Origin of the sequence: Xanthomonas vasicola pv. musacearum NCPPB 4379, from assembly GCF_000277895.2 — a bacterium.
GTDB lineage: Bacteria > Pseudomonadota > Gammaproteobacteria > Xanthomonadales > Xanthomonadaceae > Xanthomonas > Xanthomonas vasicola.
Map to the genome: position 1 here is coordinate 1,410,462 of NZ_CP034655.1, position 18,330 is coordinate 1,428,791.

An 18,330-nucleotide genomic window follows, 5' to 3' on the forward strand; every position below is an offset into this window, starting at 1 on the left:
CGTAACTCTCCTAGGATGGCTCAGCGCGTGGCGGCGGGGGGCGCCTGCGCAGTGGTTTCAATCAGTTGAACGGCGCCGATGGCATACAAGGGGCCGTGGATCGGCGCGGTGAAGCGCAGGCAGAGATCGTGGATGCCGGTGCGTGCAGGCAGTGCAGTTTCCAGCGTGAATTGTTCGCCCAGGGTATCGCTGCGCGGCAGCTGCACGCTGGCGATCAATTCGCCATCGCAGCCCTGACGCACTTCCAGCTCACCGCCGCGGGTTTTGGCCGGGTACTGCACGACCTTGGATTGCTCATGCGCCAGACCGAAGTTATTGGGCAGGCGTGCGGCGTCGATGCGGATGGCACCGATGCCGTCCAGGCGCGCCTGCGGATACATGCGGCAGGCATGGAACAAGTCCACGTTGTACACCGGCGTGTCGGCGCCGGTCATCTCCGGCAACAGCGGCAGGCGCAAGCCGAGCGCGCCGGTTTCCACGCAGTGCTGCAAGCCTTGCGTATCCACGCGCAACAAGCCGGCGCGATCGAAGGTGCGGCTACGCGTGGCGGCCAGCGGCGTGCCGTTGGCATCGAACGCCGTGGTCTTGACCGTGGTCGGCAATTGAATCGTAAACGGCGCCTCATAGCGCGGCGATGCCGGCGTGGGCTCGCTGCCGTCGATGGAATAGTGCAGCGTGCCCGCGCCGCTCTGCGTGCTCAGCACCACCTTGGCCGGGCCGCCGGCGAGCACCGGGTTGGGGCCGCTTTCCAGCGCGATATCGGCTGCGAATGCGCCGTCGCTGTAGTCGATGCCCAGTGCCTTGTAGCGCTGCAGCTGCGCCGGCATGCGCGCCAAGAAGCTGTTCCAGTTGCGTGCTGCCGGTGCCGACCAGGTCACTTCTGCCACCGCAGACAGCCGCGGGAACAGCGCGTGATCCACGTGCCAGCGTGACGGGATGTATTCGGACCACAACGCGCCTTGTGCGCCCAACACGTGCTTGGCCTGTTCGGCGCTCAGCTCGGCCGGCACCGGGTCGAATGCGTAGACCTTGGACAGCGGCAACACCGTCAGGCGACCGTTCGGTTCGTCGTTGCGGCTGGTCTGCAGGTTATCCAGATACAGCCAGTCGCCCGGGGCCAGCACCACATCGTGGCCTTGCTTGGCGGCGGTCACTGCACCTTCAACGCCGCGCCACGACATCACCGACGCACTCGCCGGCACGCCGCCTTCCAGAATTTCATCCCAACCGATCATGCGCCGGCCGTGTTGGGTGAGGTAGGCCGCCAGCTGTTCGTTGAACCAGCCTTGCATCGCATGCGCGTCCTTGACCCCGAGCTTGCGCATCTGTGCGCGCACCGCCGGCGAGGCTTCCCATTGATCCTTGACCGCCTCATCGCCACCGATGTGGATGTAGGTCGACGGGAACAAGGTCAGCACTTCATCCAGCACATTGGTGATGAAGCTCAGGCTGCGTTCGCTGGTGTTGAACAGATACGGGTTGACGCCCCAGTCAACGCCTACTTGCGTGCGAGCACCTGGCACGCCCACTTCTTCCGGATAGGCGGCAACGGCTGCCTGCGCATGCCCGGGCATGTCCAGTTCGGGCAGCACGGTGATATGCAGGCGCGCCGCATAGGCGACGATCTCGCTGATCTGTTCCTGCGTGTAGAAGCCGCCATACCGCTGCGGCGTGCCGTCCTGGCCGCCACCGGGCGGAGTGCGCCATGCGCCAACTTCGGTGAGCTTGGGATAACGCTTGATCTCGATACGCCAGCCCTGGTCATCGGTGAGATGCCAATGCAGCACGTTGAGCTTGTGCAGCGCCATCGTGTCGAGCACATGCTTGACCGTGTCCACATCATGAAAATGGCGGGCCACATCCAGATGCTGGCCGCGCCAGCTGAAACGCGGCCAGTCGCGGATCGCCACCGACGGCAGCTGGACTTCGCCCTTGCGCGCATCCGGTGTCATCAATTGCCAGGCGCTGATCGCGCCATACAGCAAGCCGGCACCATCGCGCGCGGTAATGCGTACGCCCTTGGCATCCACATCCAGGCTATAGCCTTCCTTGTGCGCCACGGGCGCCTGCGCGCTGCGCTCCAGGCGGATGCTGCCCGGCGATGCGCTGGTTTCGGCGCGCACCTCCAATCGCAGCCCGCGGGTGCGCTGCAGTAGATCGGCCAAATGTTCGGCACTGCGGCGTGCATCGGCATCGCCGGGCACGATCGAAATCACCGTGCCGGTGCCCACCGTGAAGCTGCCGCTACCGCGTTTGACCTCGACGACTGCAGGAATCAGCGGCAACGGTGAACTCGCGGTGTTTGCTGCTGCAGCGGCAGGTGCGCCCGCCGTGGCAACGGCTGGTGCAGTGCCCGGTGCACGTTGACCACAGCCTGCCAGCGACGCTGCTGCGAACACGAGCGCAAGCAGACGCGAGGACAACGGCGAGCCTGCTGTCAGGCGTGCGGTGGGTGCGGAGTTCGACATCATGCAATCACATCCCGAAGTGGCAGCGGTACACGGCAGCCACGCACAGTAGCAAAGCCGTGTCGGAAGACGCAGGGACTGGCGCACGCTTCGTCCCGCTGCGCAGCCTAGCGACTGCGTTGTAGAGCGACCAAGACAACGCCATCGGTCACTGTCAAACGGGCGCGGATAGCGCAGGAATCGGAGTGCGGTGCATGCAGTCCGATTCCACTCCTGTCCGCGCCCGTGAGTGTGTGTAGCGGTACGTCATCTCGCTTGCAGCGGTGATCAAAACGTCGCGCGCAGTTGTCAGCTGGGCGTGGACGGCGTGCTTAGAACCGGAATGTACGAGAGGTACACGCCGATTCCGGGCACCGGCCGCGCCCGCCTGACGCGTGCGCAGTCGTGTTGCTGGCTGCGCTTAGCGCTGCGCAGTCGGCAGCTCGTCCCACACCTTCGGGTCTTCGGCGCCCAGCACCCAGCAGCTGAAACCTTCCAGGCCGTATTGCTTGGTCAGTTCGTAACGTGCCTTGAAGCTGCGTGCGTCCGGGCGGAACACCCACTCGCGCATGTCGTCGCGATAGAAGTAGAACCACGATTCCTGCTCGACCGGATCCCACTGCACGGTGGCGTTCTGTTCCTGCGCCAGCGGGAAGGACTCATCTGCATCGATATACGTTGCGGAAATATTCGACGCCTCGGTGCCGTCTTCCTTCACCGGGTTGCCGGTGTACCAGCGGTAGCCGTAGGTGGCGATACCCAGCGACAGCTTTTCTTTCGGCACCTGGGTAATGGCGTAATCCAGATGCTTCTTCATCCACACCATGCCATCGACCGGGCCGGGCGTGGTCCAGCGGGTGTGCTGGTCGTAGGTCATGATGCTGACTAGATCCACCGCCTGGCCCAGTGCCTTCAGGTCATACGCGCCGCGCCAGTATTCCCACATCCACTTGGAGAACTGACCGCCTTCGGCATAGCCCGGTGCGTTCGGCACCACGGCGACCGACATCTTGAAACCGGCTTTATGCAACGCATCGGCGGTTTGCTTGACCATCAGCGTGTAAGCGTCGCGGTCGGTCCAGGCAATGTTTTCGAAATCGAACTGGAAGCCGTAGTACTTGTGCTGCTTGCCTTGAATCAGCAGCGATTCGATCATGCGCTTCTTGGCGGCTTCGTCATGCATCAGCTTGTGGAAGCCTTCGCGACCGGTGGTCATCGACAGGATCGGCATCACCCGCAGCTTGTGCTGCTTGGCGATGTCGTACAGATACATGTTGGGGGTGCCGTTGACCAAGCCGTTCTGGTCCACGCCGTACCAGGTGGGTACCACCACATCGATCTTGTCGACGTTGGCGATGAACGAGTTGGTCGATTTCTGCGTGTTCATCAGATAGAACAACGCAGTGGGATTTTTGGCCAGGGCCAAGGCCGGGGCGCAGGCAAATGCCAGCGCAAGCAATATCCATGTCAATCGCTTACTCATGAAAGACAACATCCGTCAGGGAGTGGGGGAGGAAAGGTCGATGCGGAAGACGTAGGCGCTCTCGCCAACCGGCTTGACCGGCAGTCGCAGATGCAGGCCATCGGCGCGTTGTTCGAACGGGATCTTCTTGCCGTTGGCCAGCAAGGTCACACCACGCACGCCATCGGCGGCGTTGAGCGAGCGGATCACCGCTTCGCCATCGGTAGGCCAACCGAGTTCGATCGCATACAGCGCACCATCGCGCGTGGTGAAGCGGAAATCCTCGGCCGTGTACGGCTTGGTCTTGATGTCCTGGAAGGTGCCGCCCACCACTTCGGTGGGGCCTTCGCCATACACACGCCACGGCTTGCTGTCGTAGATCGCGCCACCGTTGGTCTTGAGCCACTTGCCGATCGCCAGCAGGATGCCGCGCTCGGTGTCCGGAATCGAGCCGTCCGCACGCGGGCCGATGTTGAGCATCAGGTTGCCGTTCTTGGCCACCACGTCGGCCAGCATGTGGATGATGAACGTGGGCGATTTGTAGGTGTCGTTTTCGATGTAACCCCACGAGGCGTTGCTTACCGAGGTGTCGGTCTGCCAGTGCGTGGGATGGATGCCGGTGAGCTGGCCGCGCTCGATATCCAGCGTGCCGGCACCTTCGGGGAATGCGCCGATCTTGTAATTCACCACCACGCCGCGGTCGGGTTCTGTCCGCGCCGCGCCCTTGTTGTAGTAATACGCCAGCATCGTCGGCAGGCTGCTGCGGAAGGTGGGGTGCGCAATCCACCAATCGAAATAGATCAGGTCCGGTTGATAGGTGTCGATCAACTCGGTGGTGCGCGCCAGCCAATCGTCCAGCCAGGCTTGCGACACAGGCGTCCAGTCGTTGGCTACATCGGCATCTTCCTTGCCCGCCAGACGCACCTGCGCCGGGCCATACAGCGCGGCGTAACGCGGGTCGTTGACGTCCGAATCGAATTTGCGTCCGCCATCGAAGAACCAGTTGTGTTCTGCGCGATGCGAGGACAAGCCGAAGTGCAGGCCCTGTGCACGAATCGCCTTGGACAACTCGCCCAACAGGTCGCGCTTGGGCCCCATCTTCATCGCCGTCCAGTCGGACAGCTTGGAGTCGTACAGCGCAAAGCCGTCATGGTGCTCGGCCACCGGCACCACATAGCGCGCGCCGGATTCGCGGAACAGTTTGGCCCAGCCATTCGGGTCGAACTTGGGCGCGGTGAACTTGGGAATCAGATCCTTGTAGCCGAAGCTCGCCTGCGGCCCGTAGGTGGCCACGTGATGGGCGAATTCCTTGGAGCCTTGCAGATACATGTTGCGCGAATACCACTCGCTGCCGAATGCCGGCACCGAAAACACGCCCCAGTGAATGAAGATGCCGAACTTGGCGTTGTCGTACCACGCCGGCGATTGATACGCCTTCAGCGCCGCCCAGTCGGGACGGAACGGACCCTTGCGTGCGCCGGCTTGGGCTTGTCGCACCAGGCGCTCGCGCTCGGGCGCGTAGGCGGCGGTGGCATCGAGCCACTGCTGGTCGATGACTTCGGGGCTGAGCGTGGTGGCGGTGGGTGCGGTCGGCGATTGCGCCGCGTTGACCTGCAGCGCCGGCAGCGCGAGCAGCAGAGCGAGCGCAAGCGTTCGACTCCTGGGTGCAGCTCCGGCGTGGCGGCGGGATGGAGCCGCGAGCTGGCGGCTATCGGTCGTCATGGGAACTGCACTCCTGTAAGCGAAACGCGTTGGTCATGCTGCGGCCGCGCGTGGATGGCAAAGCGGACCTGGCCATGCTCCCTCAGCGGCGAAGGGGCGTGGCCAGTACCACTCCTTGGTGCGACATCGACCTGCCGCTGCGGTCAGCGACAGGTCCCAAAAAAAGCGCGCCACCGTGGAGGGTCGGTGGCGCGCCGGTACTACATCAGAACTTGAAGTTCAGCTGGGCCTGATAGCCGCGGCCGTTCTTGTAGAACGCCGTCGGGGTGTCCCTGGTTCCGCTGTACAAGCGGTAGGTGGAATCCAGCAGGTTGGTGGCGCCGAAGGTGAGGCCCATGTAGTCGGTGATCTGATACGAGGCGGTCAGATCCAGCTGCTTGTAGCTGTCTGCAAAGTCTTCCGAGCCCAGGCGTCCGATCTGGGTGAAGTACTTGGAGCGGTAGCTGTAGTTCACACGCACCGTCCAGTCGCCGTGTTCCCAATACGGGATCACGTTGTAGGTGTCGCGCGACAGGTAGGGCAGGTTCAAGCCGGAGCTCGCATCGGATTTGGCAAACGTGTAGTTCGCCTGCAATCCGAAGCCCAGGCCGAAGGTCTGCTGGTAGTTGATCGATGCGCCCTTGACCTTGGCATCGGACGCGTTGGTGGGGGTCGTGATCTGATATATGCCTTCCTCGTTCCTCCCGTCCCTCGGCCGGAACTCAGCGACCGTCGTGCTCACGATGTAGGAGCTGATATCCCGATAGAACACCTCGCCAGACAACATGCTCGATGGGGCGAAGTACCACTCGGCCGCCAGGTCGTAGTTGGTGGACTCGTAAGGCTTCAGGTCCGGATTACCGCCGCTGGCAGTCAGATTGCCGTTGCCGCTGTTGACGGTGAACGACCCGGCAAGATCGGCATAACGTGGACGCGCCAGGACCTTGGCGGCCGAGAAGCGCAGCACAGCGTCGTCGGTCACGTCGTAGGCGATGTTGAAGCTCGGCAACGCCTTGCGGTACTCATGCGTCTGCGCAACGCGAGAGAAGTTGTCGCCATTGTCGGCACTTTGCCAATATTCGGACTTGTCGGTCGTATCGAGCAGGCGCACACCCACGTTACCGCGCCACTGGCCCGACTCGAAGTTCAACTGCGTGTAGACGTTCTGGGTGATTTCCTTCACGTCGAACGAGGCGCCGTGGTCGATGCTGTATGGCCCCTGCGGCTGCGAGAGCAGATAACGACGCACAGCACCAAGATCGGCAGTCGGCCATGTGGTCAGATCGCCACTGGCGCCCAGACCGTCGTACAGGCTGCTCTGCGTCGTACCGGGGTTGAACTGGGTCAGCGAGATCGGGTCCGTGGTGTTGATCCTGTTACCCCGCGCATCCACGCCGTTGTCGTGATTGATGTACTTGTAGCCGAACTGCAGCTTGTTGAATGGACCCCAGGTCAGGTCACGTGCCGCATCCCACTGGAAGTATTTCTCCTGGTCCTTGCTCTTCTGGTAGTAAATACCGCCCGCCTGCATGGGGCTGAGCGACGTGCCTGGAATGGTCTCCGCGCCGGGCGCCAGCCCTGCCGGGTTGCCCGGCAGGGCCCAATTGGAAGCACCACCGTTATCGTAGTTCACCGCAGTGTGCGAGCCGTCGAAGGCGTAGTTATAGCCGCCATCGGCCATCAGGAACTTCATCAGGTATTCGGGGTTCTTGCCGCCCGTTGCCTGGGTGTCGCCAACCTGGGAGCGACGTCCCCCCGCCCTGAGTAGCGGCCGCGTTTAGAGTCCGGGGTTGATGATATCGGTGTTTGCCAGATGTTGGGCATAAGCGGACGGCGTCATGCCGCCAATTGCGTTCTTGGGTCGGTCCTCGTTGTATTCGCGTCGCCAGCGTTCGATCTCATTGCGTGCATGCAGCAGCGTTGGGAACCAGTGTTCGTTGAGGCATTCGTCGCGCAGCCGGCCGTTGAACGATTCGACGTAGGCGTTCTGGTTTGGTTTGCCCGGCTGGATGAGCCGTAGCTGCACACCCCGGTCATGCGCCCAGGCAACCATCGCTTTGCCGCAAAACTCCTTGCCGTTGTCGGTGCGGATCACCTGCGGCAGGCCGCGACTGTGTGCCAACCGATCCAGCACGCGCGCAACGCCGTGCCCGGAGATCGCGCGTTCCACCTCGATGGCGACCGCTTCGTGCGTTGCGTCGTCCACGATCACCAGACACTTGATCACTCGGCCGTCGGCGGAGCGGTCGAACACGAAGTCCATCGACCACACCTGGTTGGCCTGCGCTGGCCGCAGCAGCGGCTGACGCTCGCCAACCGGTACCTTCTTGCGCTTGCGGTGCCGCACTTGTAGCTGCTGCTCGCGATACAACCGCTCCACGCGCTTGTAGTTCACCAGGCGTCCTTCCTGTCGCAGCTTGAGATAGATCATCCCCACGCCGTAGCGGCGATGGCGATGCGCCAACGCAAGAATGCGCTCGCGCAGTTCGCCATTGCGGTCTTGGCGTGGGCAATAGCGCAGCGCGCTGGCGCTCATGCCAATCGCCGCCAAGGCACGACGCTCGCTAGCACCACGCCCGATCCACTCGCGCACCAGCGCACGACGCGCCGGTGCGCTCACCACTTTTTTCGCAACGCATCCTTGATCAGGTCATTCTCGAACAACTGCTCGGCCAGCAACCTCTTTAGCCGCGCGTTCTCGGCCTCAAGGTCCTTGAGCCGCTTGGCGTCGGGCACGCTCATGCCGCCGAACTTGCTGCGCCACAGATAGTACGAGGCCTCACTGAAGCCATGCCGCCGGCATAAGTCCTTGATCGCTATGCCCGCTTCGGCTTCGCGCAGGAAGCCGATGATCTGCTCTTCGGAAAAACGCTTCTTCACGTCCAATCTCCTTGGGGTAGGGAATTGGACTCCAAACTGAGGTGCTACTCAAAATTGGGGGGACGTCGGGTGGTGAACACCCACTTTTCGCCAGACCAGTCGTGACGCAGGTTCAGGCTCTTGGTGGTGACGGTGCTCTCGCGGTAGTTGGTGTCCATCTGCGCATACGGCTGATCGTTGACGCCGCCTTGCGTGTTGTCGGACACGGTGGCCGAGGTGACCACGCCGTTCTCTACATTGGCGCGGGTCACCTTTTCCAGATCGTCGTTGCAGCCCGGGCACACATAACGCGCTTGGCTGAAGTTGTTGTACTTGCCCTTGATATAGACGCCGGTGAGGTTGAACTCGTTCTGCTCGTCGGGCTTCCACTGCAACGCACCCTGCAGGCCGCTGCGCTCGCGGGTCTGCTGGAAGAAGGCGCTGCTGATACCTGCCGGCACACGCGCGGTGGCCACATCGCTGCCGTCGCCGGTGATGGTGGCAGTCGGCGGAATGCCCTCGCCTTTATCGTTTCGGCCAGTGGTGTAGCCGAAGTATTCGATACCGGCGCGCGCCAGGTCCTGCTTGTCGTGCGTAGCGGAGATCAACGCACCGAAGGTTTCGTCGTCGTTCTTCCAGCTCCACAGCGCCGAACCACGCGGATTACCTTCTTCGGAGCGGTCGTTGTAGTTGTAGCCAACCGAGCCGCGGATGGTGTTCTTGGGTAGGTCCAGCGGCTTGCGGGTGTGTACGATCACGGTGCCGCCGATCGAGCCTTCGTCGATGCGCGCTTCGGGGGTCTTGTAGACCTCCATCAGGCCGATGATTTCCGGCGACAGCAGTGTGTAGTTGAAGGTACGGCCGCTAGTGTCGGTCGGGTTGCCGCCCCAGTCGCCCGAGGCGATGGTCTGCCCGTTCAGCAGCACGCGGTTCAACGCCGGGTCGGTGCCGTTGATGCTGACCTTTTCGCCTTCGCCAAACTGGCGGTCGACGCTGATGCCCGGAATATGCGCCAGCGATTCGGCCGCATTGGTATCCGGGAACTTGCCGATGTCTTCGGCGCTGATCGCATCGACGATGGAGTTGGCCGAGCGCTTGACCGCCTGGCTCTTCTCCAGCGACGCGCGGTAGCCCGTGACGGTGATGGTATCGAGCTCGGTCGTGCTCGAGGCCGTGGTGGTCGGGGCTTGTTGTTCTTGTCCGGCAGCCATTGCAGAGCCGGAGCAGTACAGAGCGGCGGTGATACAGAGTGCTAACGTCGTGGTGCGGCTGTGCATGGCTAAACCTCATTGGTTAGTGCTGTGGGCGCGCTGCCCTGCAGTAGGACGCAACGCGCTCGGCGTGGCCGGCAAAACAACACGCCCTGACCGATCGCGGTGATTCCGCTGGCACGCTTCTCTAGAAGCAGGTGCATGCGATTCGCGTGGTAAAGGAGGTGTCCCCCGTGTGGTGAAGCGGTGGAGCTAAACGCACATCAGCGAGTGGAAACGTCTGGTGACGCGCAACTCGCGAATCCGGAACGCCAGGCGAGGGAATGCCCGTTCTTCAGTACCGAACAGTCCATGGCCCCTCCTGCCAGAACCCCGATTTGAATCGAGTCTCGCGTAGCGCTGACAGCGTTGTCAACACGTCGTAACAGATCTCTGATGCGGCTGCGATTGCGCTGCAATGCAGCATTTTCAGGGAGAAGTCGCTTTTTTGCCGCAGCGCCTGCGCAGTGTTCTTGCGGGCGCGACTGCTGCCATCGGCTAGTTCTATCGTAAACGCCACGACAGCACCCGGACTTGACGAATTTATGCAGAAATCGCCATTGCGCGCGCGGATTTTTGGCAAATGATGCGCATCGCTGTATTTGCGCCGAATCCCGGTTGCCACAGTTGCGTTACGAGACGATTGCTGACAACGTTGTCTACCCGTTTGCCGTTCGTCGGGCAATGGGCGACAACGCCAGCCGCCGCCACTGATGAGGAGAATGCGTGAGCGCAAGCAGTCCAATGGAAGCGGTGGCTTTTCCGCGCTCCGAAACCTTCGTTGCCGCAGATGTGGGCGGGACGCACGTGCGCCTGGCGCTGGTGCGCGAAAGCAATGACGCGGGTAAGCCGGTCACCGTGCTGGACTACCGCAAGTATCGCTGCGCCGAGTATCCGGGCCTTGCCGACATCATGGCCGCGTTCTTCGCGGAGGTGGGCTGCGCACCGGTGCGCCGGGGCGTGATCGCCAGCGCCGGCTATGCATTGGAAGACGGCAGCGTGATCACCGCCAATCTGCCCTGGGTGCTGGCGCCCGAGCAGATTCGCCGCCAGCTCGGTATGCAGGCCTTGCATCTGGTTAACGATTTCGAAGCAGTCGCCTACGCGGCCAATTACATGATCGGCAACCAGGTCATGCAGTTGTCCGGCCCCGCGCAAGGTGCCGCGGGCCCGGCATTAGTACTTGGTCCGGGGACCGGCCTGGGCGCAGCGCTGTGGATACCCAACGGTGCGCACCCGGTGGTGCTGGCGACCGAGGCTGGCCATGCCGCACTGGCGCCAGCCAGCGATCTGGAAATAGCACTGCTGCAGGAACTGCGGCGCACGCGTACCCACGTGGGCACCGAAACGCTGCTGTCTGGCCCGGGACTATTGAATCTGTACACCGCGCTGGCCGCACTGCGCGGCGATACGGTGGTGCATGCCAACCCAGTCGAGATCACCGCTGCCGCATTGGCCGGCAACGATGCACTGGCGCACGATGCCTTGCAGGCGTTCTGCGGGTTCATGGGCAGCGTGGTCGGCGACCTGATGTTGCTGTATGGCGTGCGCAGCGGCGTCTATCTGGCTGGCGGCTTCCTGCCGCAGATCGCCAGCTTTATTGCCGACAGTGATTTCGTCGCACGCCTGCTCGACAAGGGTGCCTTGCGCCCGGCGCTGGAACAGGTACCGGTGAGCATCGTTGAGCACGGCCAGCTCGGCGTCATTGGTGCAGCCAGCTGGTTTCTGCAGCACGGCCGCTGAGTGCACACATATCGGCAGGTGCGCAAGCCGGCTGCACAAACCGATCACCTCCACATCCGGTAGGAGCGCACCTGGGCGCGATGAGGCGTTACCGATAAGGCCCTGTTGCGCCCAGGTGCGCTCCTACGATGTCATGGCGCTATAGATCCCCGAACCGCGACTGCAACGCCGCGATGGCCGCGAGGCCGGCGGTTTCCGTGCGCAGGATGCGTGGCCCCAATTGCAGGCCAGTGAAGCCGGCATCGGCAAGCAGGGCGCGATCGCGTGGCGACCAGCCACCTTCTGGCCCGATCGCCACCACAATGTGTTGCTGGACGCTCGATGCCAGCGTGCCCAGACGGTGCTCGCCCTGCGGGTCCAGGGTCAGTCGTAGCGCATGCGCGTCACTGGCCTGCGCTGCTTCCTGCAGACCCAACGGCGCGGCAACAGTGGGAATGCGTGCGCGGCCAGACTGCTCGCAGGCCGACACCACCACGCTGCGCCAATGGGCAATGCGCTTTTCGGTGCGCGCCGCATCGAGCTTCACCTCGGTGCGCTCGGCAATCACCGGCACGATCGCCGCAACGCCCAACTCGGTGGCCTTCTGCAGGATCAGATCCATCTTCTCGCCGCGCGCGATGCCCTGCATCAAGGTGATCCGCAGCGGCGATTCGTTGGAGAGCGGCTCGACGCGTTCGACCAGCGCACGTGCGTCGCGCTTGCCCGCCACGGTGATGCGCGCGTGGTAATCGCTGCCGTCGCCGTTGAACAGGATGCAGGCATCGCCCTCGCGCAGCCGCAGCACGCGCAGCAGGTGGTTGGCCGACTCTTCCGGCAGCGCCACTTCCTGGTCGCAGTGCAGTGGCAGTGCGACATGCGAGCGGGTCAGGCGCATGCGACGGCCTCGGTGATGGCGTGGCGGGTGGTCTCGGCCAACAACACAAGTTGCGCCTCGTCCACGCAATACGGCGGCATCCAGTACAGCACGTCGCCGAGCGGGCGCAGCACCACACCTTTATCTAGCGCCGCGCGATACGCCTTCAAGCCAACGCGCGCGGCAGATGCAAACGGTGTGCGCTTGTCGCCGCCCTGGGTCAGTTCGAATGCCACAATCATGCCGGCCTGGCGTACGTCCGCCACCGCCGGGTGTTCGCCGATTTGCGCAGCGAGCTCGCGCATGCGCGCTGCGACGGGCTGGTTGCGCGCAATCACGTTGTCGTCAGCGAAGATTTTCAATGTCGCCAGCGCCGCCGCACATGCCAGCGGGTTGCCGGTGTAGCTGTGCGAATGCAGGAACGCACGCTCGCGCGAATCGTCCAGAAAGGCGTCGTATAACTGCTGCGTGGCCAACACTGCCGACAACGGCATGAAACCGCCGGTCAGTCCCTTCGACAGGCACAACAGGTCGGGCATGATCCCGGCCTGTTCGCAGGCAAACAAGGTGCCGGTGCGGCCAAAGCCGACGGCGATTTCGTCGGCGATCAAGAACGCGCCATGAGCATCGCACAGCTCGCGTGCGCGGCGCAGATACGCCGGGTGGTACATGCGCATGCCGCCTGCACACTGCACCCGCGGCTCCAGGATCAGTGCGCAGATTTCGCCAGGCGAGCGTTCGAACAATGCCTGCAGCGCATCGGCCGCCTGCAGTGCGTAGTCTTCGGCGCTCTGCCCGGGCTCGGCCAGATACGCATCGGGCGAGGGGGCGAACATCGACTCCAGCAACAGCGGCGCATACACGCGCCGGTACAACGGAATATCGCCAACCGACAGCGCGCCGATGGTTTCGCCGTGGTAACCGTTCTCCAGCGCAATGAAGCGCGTGCGCCGGTGCTCGCCACGATTGTGGAAGTAGTGGAAGGCCATCTTCAGCGCCACTTCCACGCCGGCCGATCCGTTGTCGGCATAGAACACCTTCGATAAAGGCGCGCGCCCGGCCTGGCGTGGTGCTATGTCCAGGAGCTGCTCGGCCAGTTGCACGGCTGGCGCATGCGTGAAGCCGGCCAGCATCACCTGCTCCAGTTCGCCGGCTTGGCGCGCGATCGCCGCACCGATGCGCGATTCGGTATGGCCGAACAGGTTGGTCCACCAACTGCTCACCGCATCCAGATAACGGCGGCCGTCATGGCCCACCAGCCATGCGCCTTCGCCACGTGCGATCGGCACCAGCGGCAGCGTGTGCGGGTGCTCACGCATCTGCGTGCAGGGGTGCCACACCACAGCAAGATCGCGTTGCCGCCAATGTTCGGCAGTTTGTGCGGCTGCAGGGTCTGCTAGGATTTCGGGTTCATGAATATGTCGATGCATCTGCCCATTCTATCGGCCCGCTCCGCGGCTGCGTGCGACGCATGAGCTCGCGCCTGCCGATCATCCACAAGATCACCGATCTGGGCGACGGGCCGTTCCGTCGCCAGCAACTGGATCTGGAATTTTCCAACGGCGAGCGCCGCATCTACGAACGTCAACTCAGCCAGGGTCATGGGGCCGTGGTGGTGGTGCCGATGCTCGATGCGCAAACCGTGCTGCTGGTGCGCGAATATGCCGCCGGCGTGCATCGCTACGAGCTGGGTCTGGTCAAGGGCCGCATCGACGCCGGCGAAACCCCTGAGCACGCCGCCGACCGCGAGCTCAAGGAAGAAGCCGGCTACGGCGCGCGCCAGGTCCAGGTGCTGCGTGCGATGACGCTTGCTCCTACTTATATGAGTCACCAATCCTGGTTGGTGCTGGCACGCGACCTCTACCCCGAGCGCCTGGTCGGCGACGAGCCGGAAGAGATGGACGTGGTGCCGTGGCCGATCGCACGTCTGGACGAATTGATGCTGCGCGAAGATTTCTCCGAAGGCCGCTCGCTGGCCGCCTTGTTCATTGCGCGCGAGTGGTTGGAGCGCAACCCATGATCCGCATTCCGATGGAACTGCGCGAAACCGTGATCGCCATCGCGCGCGATGCCGGCGCTGCGATCATGGAGGTCTACGCGCAGGACTTCGCGGTGGAGATCAAGGACGACGCCAGCCCGCTGACCCAGGCTGACCTTGCCGCCAACCGCGTCATCGTCGAAGGCCTGCGCCGGGTCACTCCGGACGTACCGGTGCTCTCGGAAGAATCCGCGCACGTGGCCTGGGGAGAACGCCAGTACTGGACCAGCTACTGGCTGGTCGACCCGCTCGATGGCACCCGCGAGTTCGTCAAGCGCAATGGCGAGTTCAGCGTCAACATCGCACTCATCCATATGGGCGCGCCGGTGCTCGGGGTGGTGCAGGCACCGGTCGATGGGCGGGTCTGGTACGCCGCACGCGGCGAGAACGCCTTCCGCCGCGATGGCGACCGCGACGAGATGCTGCACACCCGCACCCCGGCGGCGACGCCGTTGCGGGTGGCTGCTAGCCGTTCGCACCGCGACGCGCGCACCACCGCCGCGCTGGAGCGCATGGGCGAGATCGACGTGGTGGCGCAAGGGTCGTCGTTGAAGTTCTGCCGCATTGCCGAAGGCGACCTGGACGTGTATCCACGCTTCGGCCCCACCTCCGAATGGGACACCGCCGCCGGCCAGTGCGTGTTGCATGCGGCCGGCGGCGTGTTGCTGGCCGGCGGCAGCGGCAAACCGTTCCGCTACAACCGCCGCGATACCTTGCTCAACGGCGACTTCATCGCACTGGGCGATCCCAATCTTCCCTGGCGCGATTGGTTGGCGTGAGCGGCGTGCGTGGAGGACGGCGCGCGAAACTGCGCTGCTGGCACGCCGCGCTGCCGCGCTGCCGCGCATGCGTTGGTTTGCTGCGGCCACTCCTGGCTGCGCAAGATGCGGATGACCTGACAGGTACACTTCGGTACCGGCGCGCGGTTGTATGCCGGGTCGCGCTGCAGCACGCGATGACATCGCAGCGCGTGCGATAGGCCGCCGCTAGCGCACTCATTCTTAAAAGTTCCAGGAACACACGATGTCTCAGACCCCGCCGACCGGCGACATCCAGCAGCTGTTGCAGTTGATGGCGCGCCTGCGCGATCGCGAACACGGGTGCCCGTGGGATGTAGAACAGACCTTCGCCAGCATCGCGCCGTACACCATCGAAGAAGCCTACGAAGTGGCCGATGCGATCGACCGCAACGACTTGGCTGGCCTGCGCGATGAGCTGGGCGACCTGTTACTGCAGGTGGTCTTCCATGCGCAAATGGCGGCCGAGCAGGGGGCGTTTGGCTTCGCCGACGTGGTCGCCACGCTCAGCGACAAACTGGTGCGTCGCCACCCGCATGTGTTCGCTGCGCAACAGGCGCCCGATGCACAGGCGGTGAGCGCCAACTGGGAGCAGATTAAGCGCGAAGAGCGTCGTGCTGCCGGCAACCAGGACGACTCCGCACTCGCCGGCATCGCGCGTGGGCTGCCGGAATGGCAGCGCTCCACCAAACTGCAGTCGCGTGCGGCGCGGGTCGGTTTCGATTGGCCTGGCCCGATGCCGGTGCTGGAAAAACTGCAGGAAGAAATCGAAGAGCTGCGTGTGGAATTCGCGCGTGGCCCGGTGGCCGACAACCAGGCCCGGCTGGAAGACGAACTGGGCGATGTGTTGTTCGTCTGCGCCAATCTGGCGCGGCATGCCAAGGTCGATGTCGGCGCCGCGCTGCGGCACGCCAACCTCAAATTTGAACGTCGCTTCCGTGCGATGGAAGCGCAGGCGCATGCGGCCGGCACCGCGTTGAACGCGTTGTCGCTGAGTGAGCAGGAAGCGCTGTGGCAACAGGTGAAGCGTAACGAGCGTAGCGGTGAGGCGTCGGCCATCAACAGTTCGGCAGTCGAGAGTTCCGCGAGCAGCGCATTCGCCTCGCACACGCCAGTGTCCGAGGATGCGTTTAATAAGTCTGACGTGGGCAATCCTGCCGTTGGGAAGCCAGCTGCCCACAGCGCGGACGCGCATCCAGCTTCTACCGATGATCTGGACTCCAACACGCCGCGTCCCGCATGAGCACCGCGCCGACCACGCTGCTGCTGTTTGCCGCGACGGCGCTCGCCGAGCTGGTCGGTTGCTACCTTCCTTATCTATGGCTGCGCAACGGTGGCAGCGTGTGGTTGCTGCTGCCCACCGCGCTGAGCCTTGCCATCTTCGTGTGGCTGTTGAGCTTGCATCCGGAAGCCAGCGGTCGCGTGTATGCGGCCTATGGCGGCGTCTATATCGCCAGCGCGTTGCTGTGGTTGTGGTGGGTGGATGGCGTCACGCCGACGCGCTGGGATCTGCTCGGCGCCGCCTGTTGCCTGTGCGGCATGGCGATCATCATGTTCGCGCCACGCAGCGCCTGACTGCGCTCGCGCAAACGTGCGCACGTTGCCGGTGTTGCCCAAGCCGCCGCCCGCAGTGGTGGCGCCTGTCATGCACATGGCTGGCAGTAGGCACCGGGAGTGCTGAGGCATACTCAGGCAAGGATAGATCCACTACACGCAAGGGGCTGCATATGTTTCCGACTTCTTTTCTTGCCATCGTCGTGCTGGTTGCAGGCGTCATTGTCTTGTTCAAGACCGTGCGCATGGTGCCGCAAGGCTACCAGTGGACGGTGGAGCGCTTCGGCCGCTACACCCACACCATGAGCCCGGGGCTGCACTTTCTGGTGCCGGTGGTCTATGGCGTGGGCCGCAAGATCAACATGATGGAACAGGTGCTGGATGTGCCCAGCCAGGACGTCATCACCAAGGACAACGCGGTGGTGCGCGTGGACGGGGTGGTGTTCTTCCAGGTGCTGGATGCCGCCAAGGCCGCCTATGAGGTGTCCAATCTGGAGATCGCCTCGATTGCGCTGGTGCAGACCAATATCCGCACCGTGATCGGTTCGATGGATCTGGACGAATCGCTCAGTCAGCGCGAAACCATCAATGCGCAGTTGCTCAGTGTGGTCGACCAGGCCACCAATCCGTGGGGCATCAAGGTCACGCGGATCGAGATTCGCGACATCCAACCGCCACGCGACCTGATCGATTCGATGGCGCGGCAGATGAAGGCCGAGCGCGAAAAGCGTGCGCAGATCCTTGAAGCCGAAGGTTCGCGTCAATCGGAAATCCTGCGCGCCGATGGCGAGAAACAGGCCGCCGTGCTTGAGGCCGAAGGCCGCAAGGAAGCCGCCTTCCGCGACGCCGAAGCGCGCGAACGTCTGGCCGAAGCCGAGGCACGCGCCACCCAGGTGGTGTCCGATGCGATCGCCAACGGCAGTGTGCAGGCGATCAATTATTTCGTCGCACAGAAGTATGTGGAAGCGTTCAAGGCGCTGGCCACCGCGCCCAACCAGAAGTTCGTGCTGATGCCGATGGAGTCCAGCGGCATCATCGGCTCGATCGCCGGTATCGCCGAGTTGGCCAAGGAAGCGATCGGCAAGCCCGACGCACCTGCCGTGCGCGTGCCGCCGATACCGCCGCGCCCAGGAGCCTGAGCGATGCGCTGGGATGTGGCGATCTGGGCAGTGCTGGCGCTGTTGCTGATTGCGGCCGAAACTCTAGTGCCGGGTGCCTTCCTGCTGTGGATGGGGATCGCGGCCGCAGCGGTGTGCGTGTTGGTGCTGGTATTGCCGGACATCGCGTTGCTGGTACAGATCGTGGCCTTCGTGGTGCTCAGCTTCGTCTCGGTGCAGGTGTATCGCACCTGGTTTCGCGGCAAGGGCCGCGAGAGCGATCGCCCGTTGCTCAATCGACGCGCCGAGCAGTTGATCGGCCGTCGCGTGCTGCTCGATCAGGCCATCCAGGATGGTCGCGGGCGCGCCAAGGTCGATGATGCGTTGTGTGTGGTCGCAGGTCCCGATCTGCCGGCCGGCACGCCGGTGCGCATCGTCGGTGTCGATGGCATGACCTTGCTGGTGCAGCCGGCCAGTTGAGGAGCGCGGGCAGGGCACGCGCCGCCTTGTCCGTGCAAGCATTGTTGCA

At 63.6% G+C, this 18,330-nt stretch carries 13 protein-coding genes, 1 other RNA gene and 2 pseudogenes; 7 read left to right on the forward strand and 9 right to left on the reverse strand.

Annotation, left to right across the window (positions count from 1 at the left end; genetic code table 11):
* Positions 1-20 precede the first annotated feature (20 nt).
* The 7 genes and pseudogenes from KWO_RS06615 to KWO_RS06645 form a co-directional block, all read right to left on the reverse strand.
* Positions 21-2,471 carry a family 20 glycosylhydrolase gene (locus KWO_RS06615; RefSeq protein ID WP_017113836.1) on the reverse strand — a complete coding sequence of 817 codons (2,451 nt, stop codon included), beginning with the start codon at positions 2,469-2,471 and terminating at the stop codon, positions 21-23.
* A gap of 259 nt (positions 2,472-2,730) precedes the next feature.
* Positions 2,731-2,807: non-coding RNA, sX9 sRNA (locus KWO_RS06620), on the reverse strand.
* A 61-nt stretch (positions 2,808-2,868) separates the two neighbouring features.
* Positions 2,869-3,942: a glycosyl hydrolase family 18 protein gene (locus KWO_RS06625; RefSeq protein WP_017112164.1), complete on the reverse strand. Its 1,074-nt coding sequence runs from the start codon at positions 3,940-3,942 to the stop codon at positions 2,869-2,871.
* Positions 3,943-3,945: 3 nt separating this feature from the next.
* Positions 3,946-5,631, reverse strand: coding sequence for an alpha-L-fucosidase (locus KWO_RS06630; RefSeq protein ID WP_017112165.1), 1,686 nt, complete (start codon positions 5,629-5,631; stop codon positions 3,946-3,948).
* Positions 5,632-5,836: 205 nt separating this feature from the next.
* Positions 5,837-7,354, reverse strand: a pseudogene (locus KWO_RS06635) (TonB-dependent receptor); the annotation flags it as partial.
* Positions 7,355-7,387: 33 nt separating this feature from the next.
* A protein-coding gene (locus KWO_RS06640) for an IS3 family transposase (RefSeq protein WP_100243780.1) occupies positions 7,388-8,490 on the reverse strand; the annotation gives its coding sequence in 2 pieces (ribosomal slippage) (positions 7,388-8,232 and positions 8,232-8,490; 1,104 coding nt in all).
* Positions 8,491-8,555: 65 nt separating this feature from the next.
* Positions 8,556-9,746 (reverse strand): annotated as a pseudogene (locus KWO_RS06645) (TonB-dependent receptor); the annotation flags it as partial.
* 717 nt (positions 9,747-10,463) lie between these two features.
* Between KWO_RS06645 and KWO_RS06650 the strand changes: the two are divergent.
* Entirely contained in the window at positions 10,464-11,462 is a 999-nt protein-coding gene (locus tag KWO_RS06650; RefSeq protein WP_017116303.1) for a glucokinase family protein, read from the forward strand.
* Positions 11,463-11,601: 139 nt separating this feature from the next.
* Here the strand turns inward: KWO_RS06650 and KWO_RS06655 are convergent, their stop codons facing one another.
* Positions 11,602-12,336: a 16S rRNA (uracil(1498)-N(3))-methyltransferase gene (locus tag KWO_RS06655; RefSeq protein ID WP_010375983.1), complete on the reverse strand. Its 735-nt coding sequence runs from the start codon at positions 12,334-12,336 to the stop codon at positions 11,602-11,604.
* Positions 12,327-13,745, reverse strand: a complete 1,419-nt coding sequence (gene bioA, locus KWO_RS06660) for an adenosylmethionine--8-amino-7-oxononanoate transaminase (RefSeq protein WP_010375982.1) — start codon at positions 13,743-13,745, stop codon at positions 12,327-12,329. Before bioA ends, KWO_RS06655 begins: the two co-directional genes overlap by 10 nt.
* Positions 13,746-13,786: 41 nt before the next feature.
* On the opposite strand from bioA, the gene nudE reads away from it, so the two are divergent.
* The 6 genes from nudE to KWO_RS06690 all read left to right on the forward strand — a co-directional run bounded on the left by nudE (position 13,787) and on the right by KWO_RS06690 (position 18,281).
* Positions 13,787-14,335 (forward strand): ADP compounds hydrolase NudE, encoded by a 549-nt coding sequence (gene nudE / locus KWO_RS06665; protein WP_010368671.1) that lies wholly within the window; start codon positions 13,787-13,789, stop codon positions 14,333-14,335.
* On the forward strand, positions 14,332-15,132 hold the full coding sequence (gene cysQ, locus KWO_RS06670) for a 3'(2'),5'-bisphosphate nucleotidase CysQ (RefSeq protein WP_017113315.1): 801 nt from the start codon (positions 14,332-14,334) through the stop codon (positions 15,130-15,132). Before nudE ends, cysQ begins: the two co-directional genes overlap by 4 nt.
* Positions 15,133-15,376: 244 nt before the next feature.
* Complete coding sequence (gene mazG, locus KWO_RS06675; protein WP_010375976.1) at positions 15,377-16,393, forward strand: nucleoside triphosphate pyrophosphohydrolase; 1,017 nt, start codon at positions 15,377-15,379, stop codon at positions 16,391-16,393.
* Entirely contained in the window at positions 16,390-16,725 is a 336-nt protein-coding gene (locus KWO_RS06680) for a YnfA family protein (protein WP_010375974.1), read from the forward strand. The genes mazG and KWO_RS06680 overlap by 4 nt, the downstream gene beginning before the upstream one ends.
* 152 nt (positions 16,726-16,877) lie before the next feature.
* Positions 16,878-17,843 (forward strand): SPFH domain-containing protein, encoded by a 966-nt coding sequence (locus KWO_RS06685; RefSeq protein ID WP_010375972.1) that lies wholly within the window; start codon positions 16,878-16,880, stop codon positions 17,841-17,843.
* A 3-nt stretch (positions 17,844-17,846) separates the two neighbouring features.
* Positions 17,847-18,281, forward strand: coding sequence for an NfeD family protein (locus KWO_RS06690; RefSeq protein WP_010375969.1), 435 nt, complete (start codon positions 17,847-17,849; stop codon positions 18,279-18,281).
* The last annotated feature ends 49 nt before the right edge of the window (positions 18,282-18,330 follow it).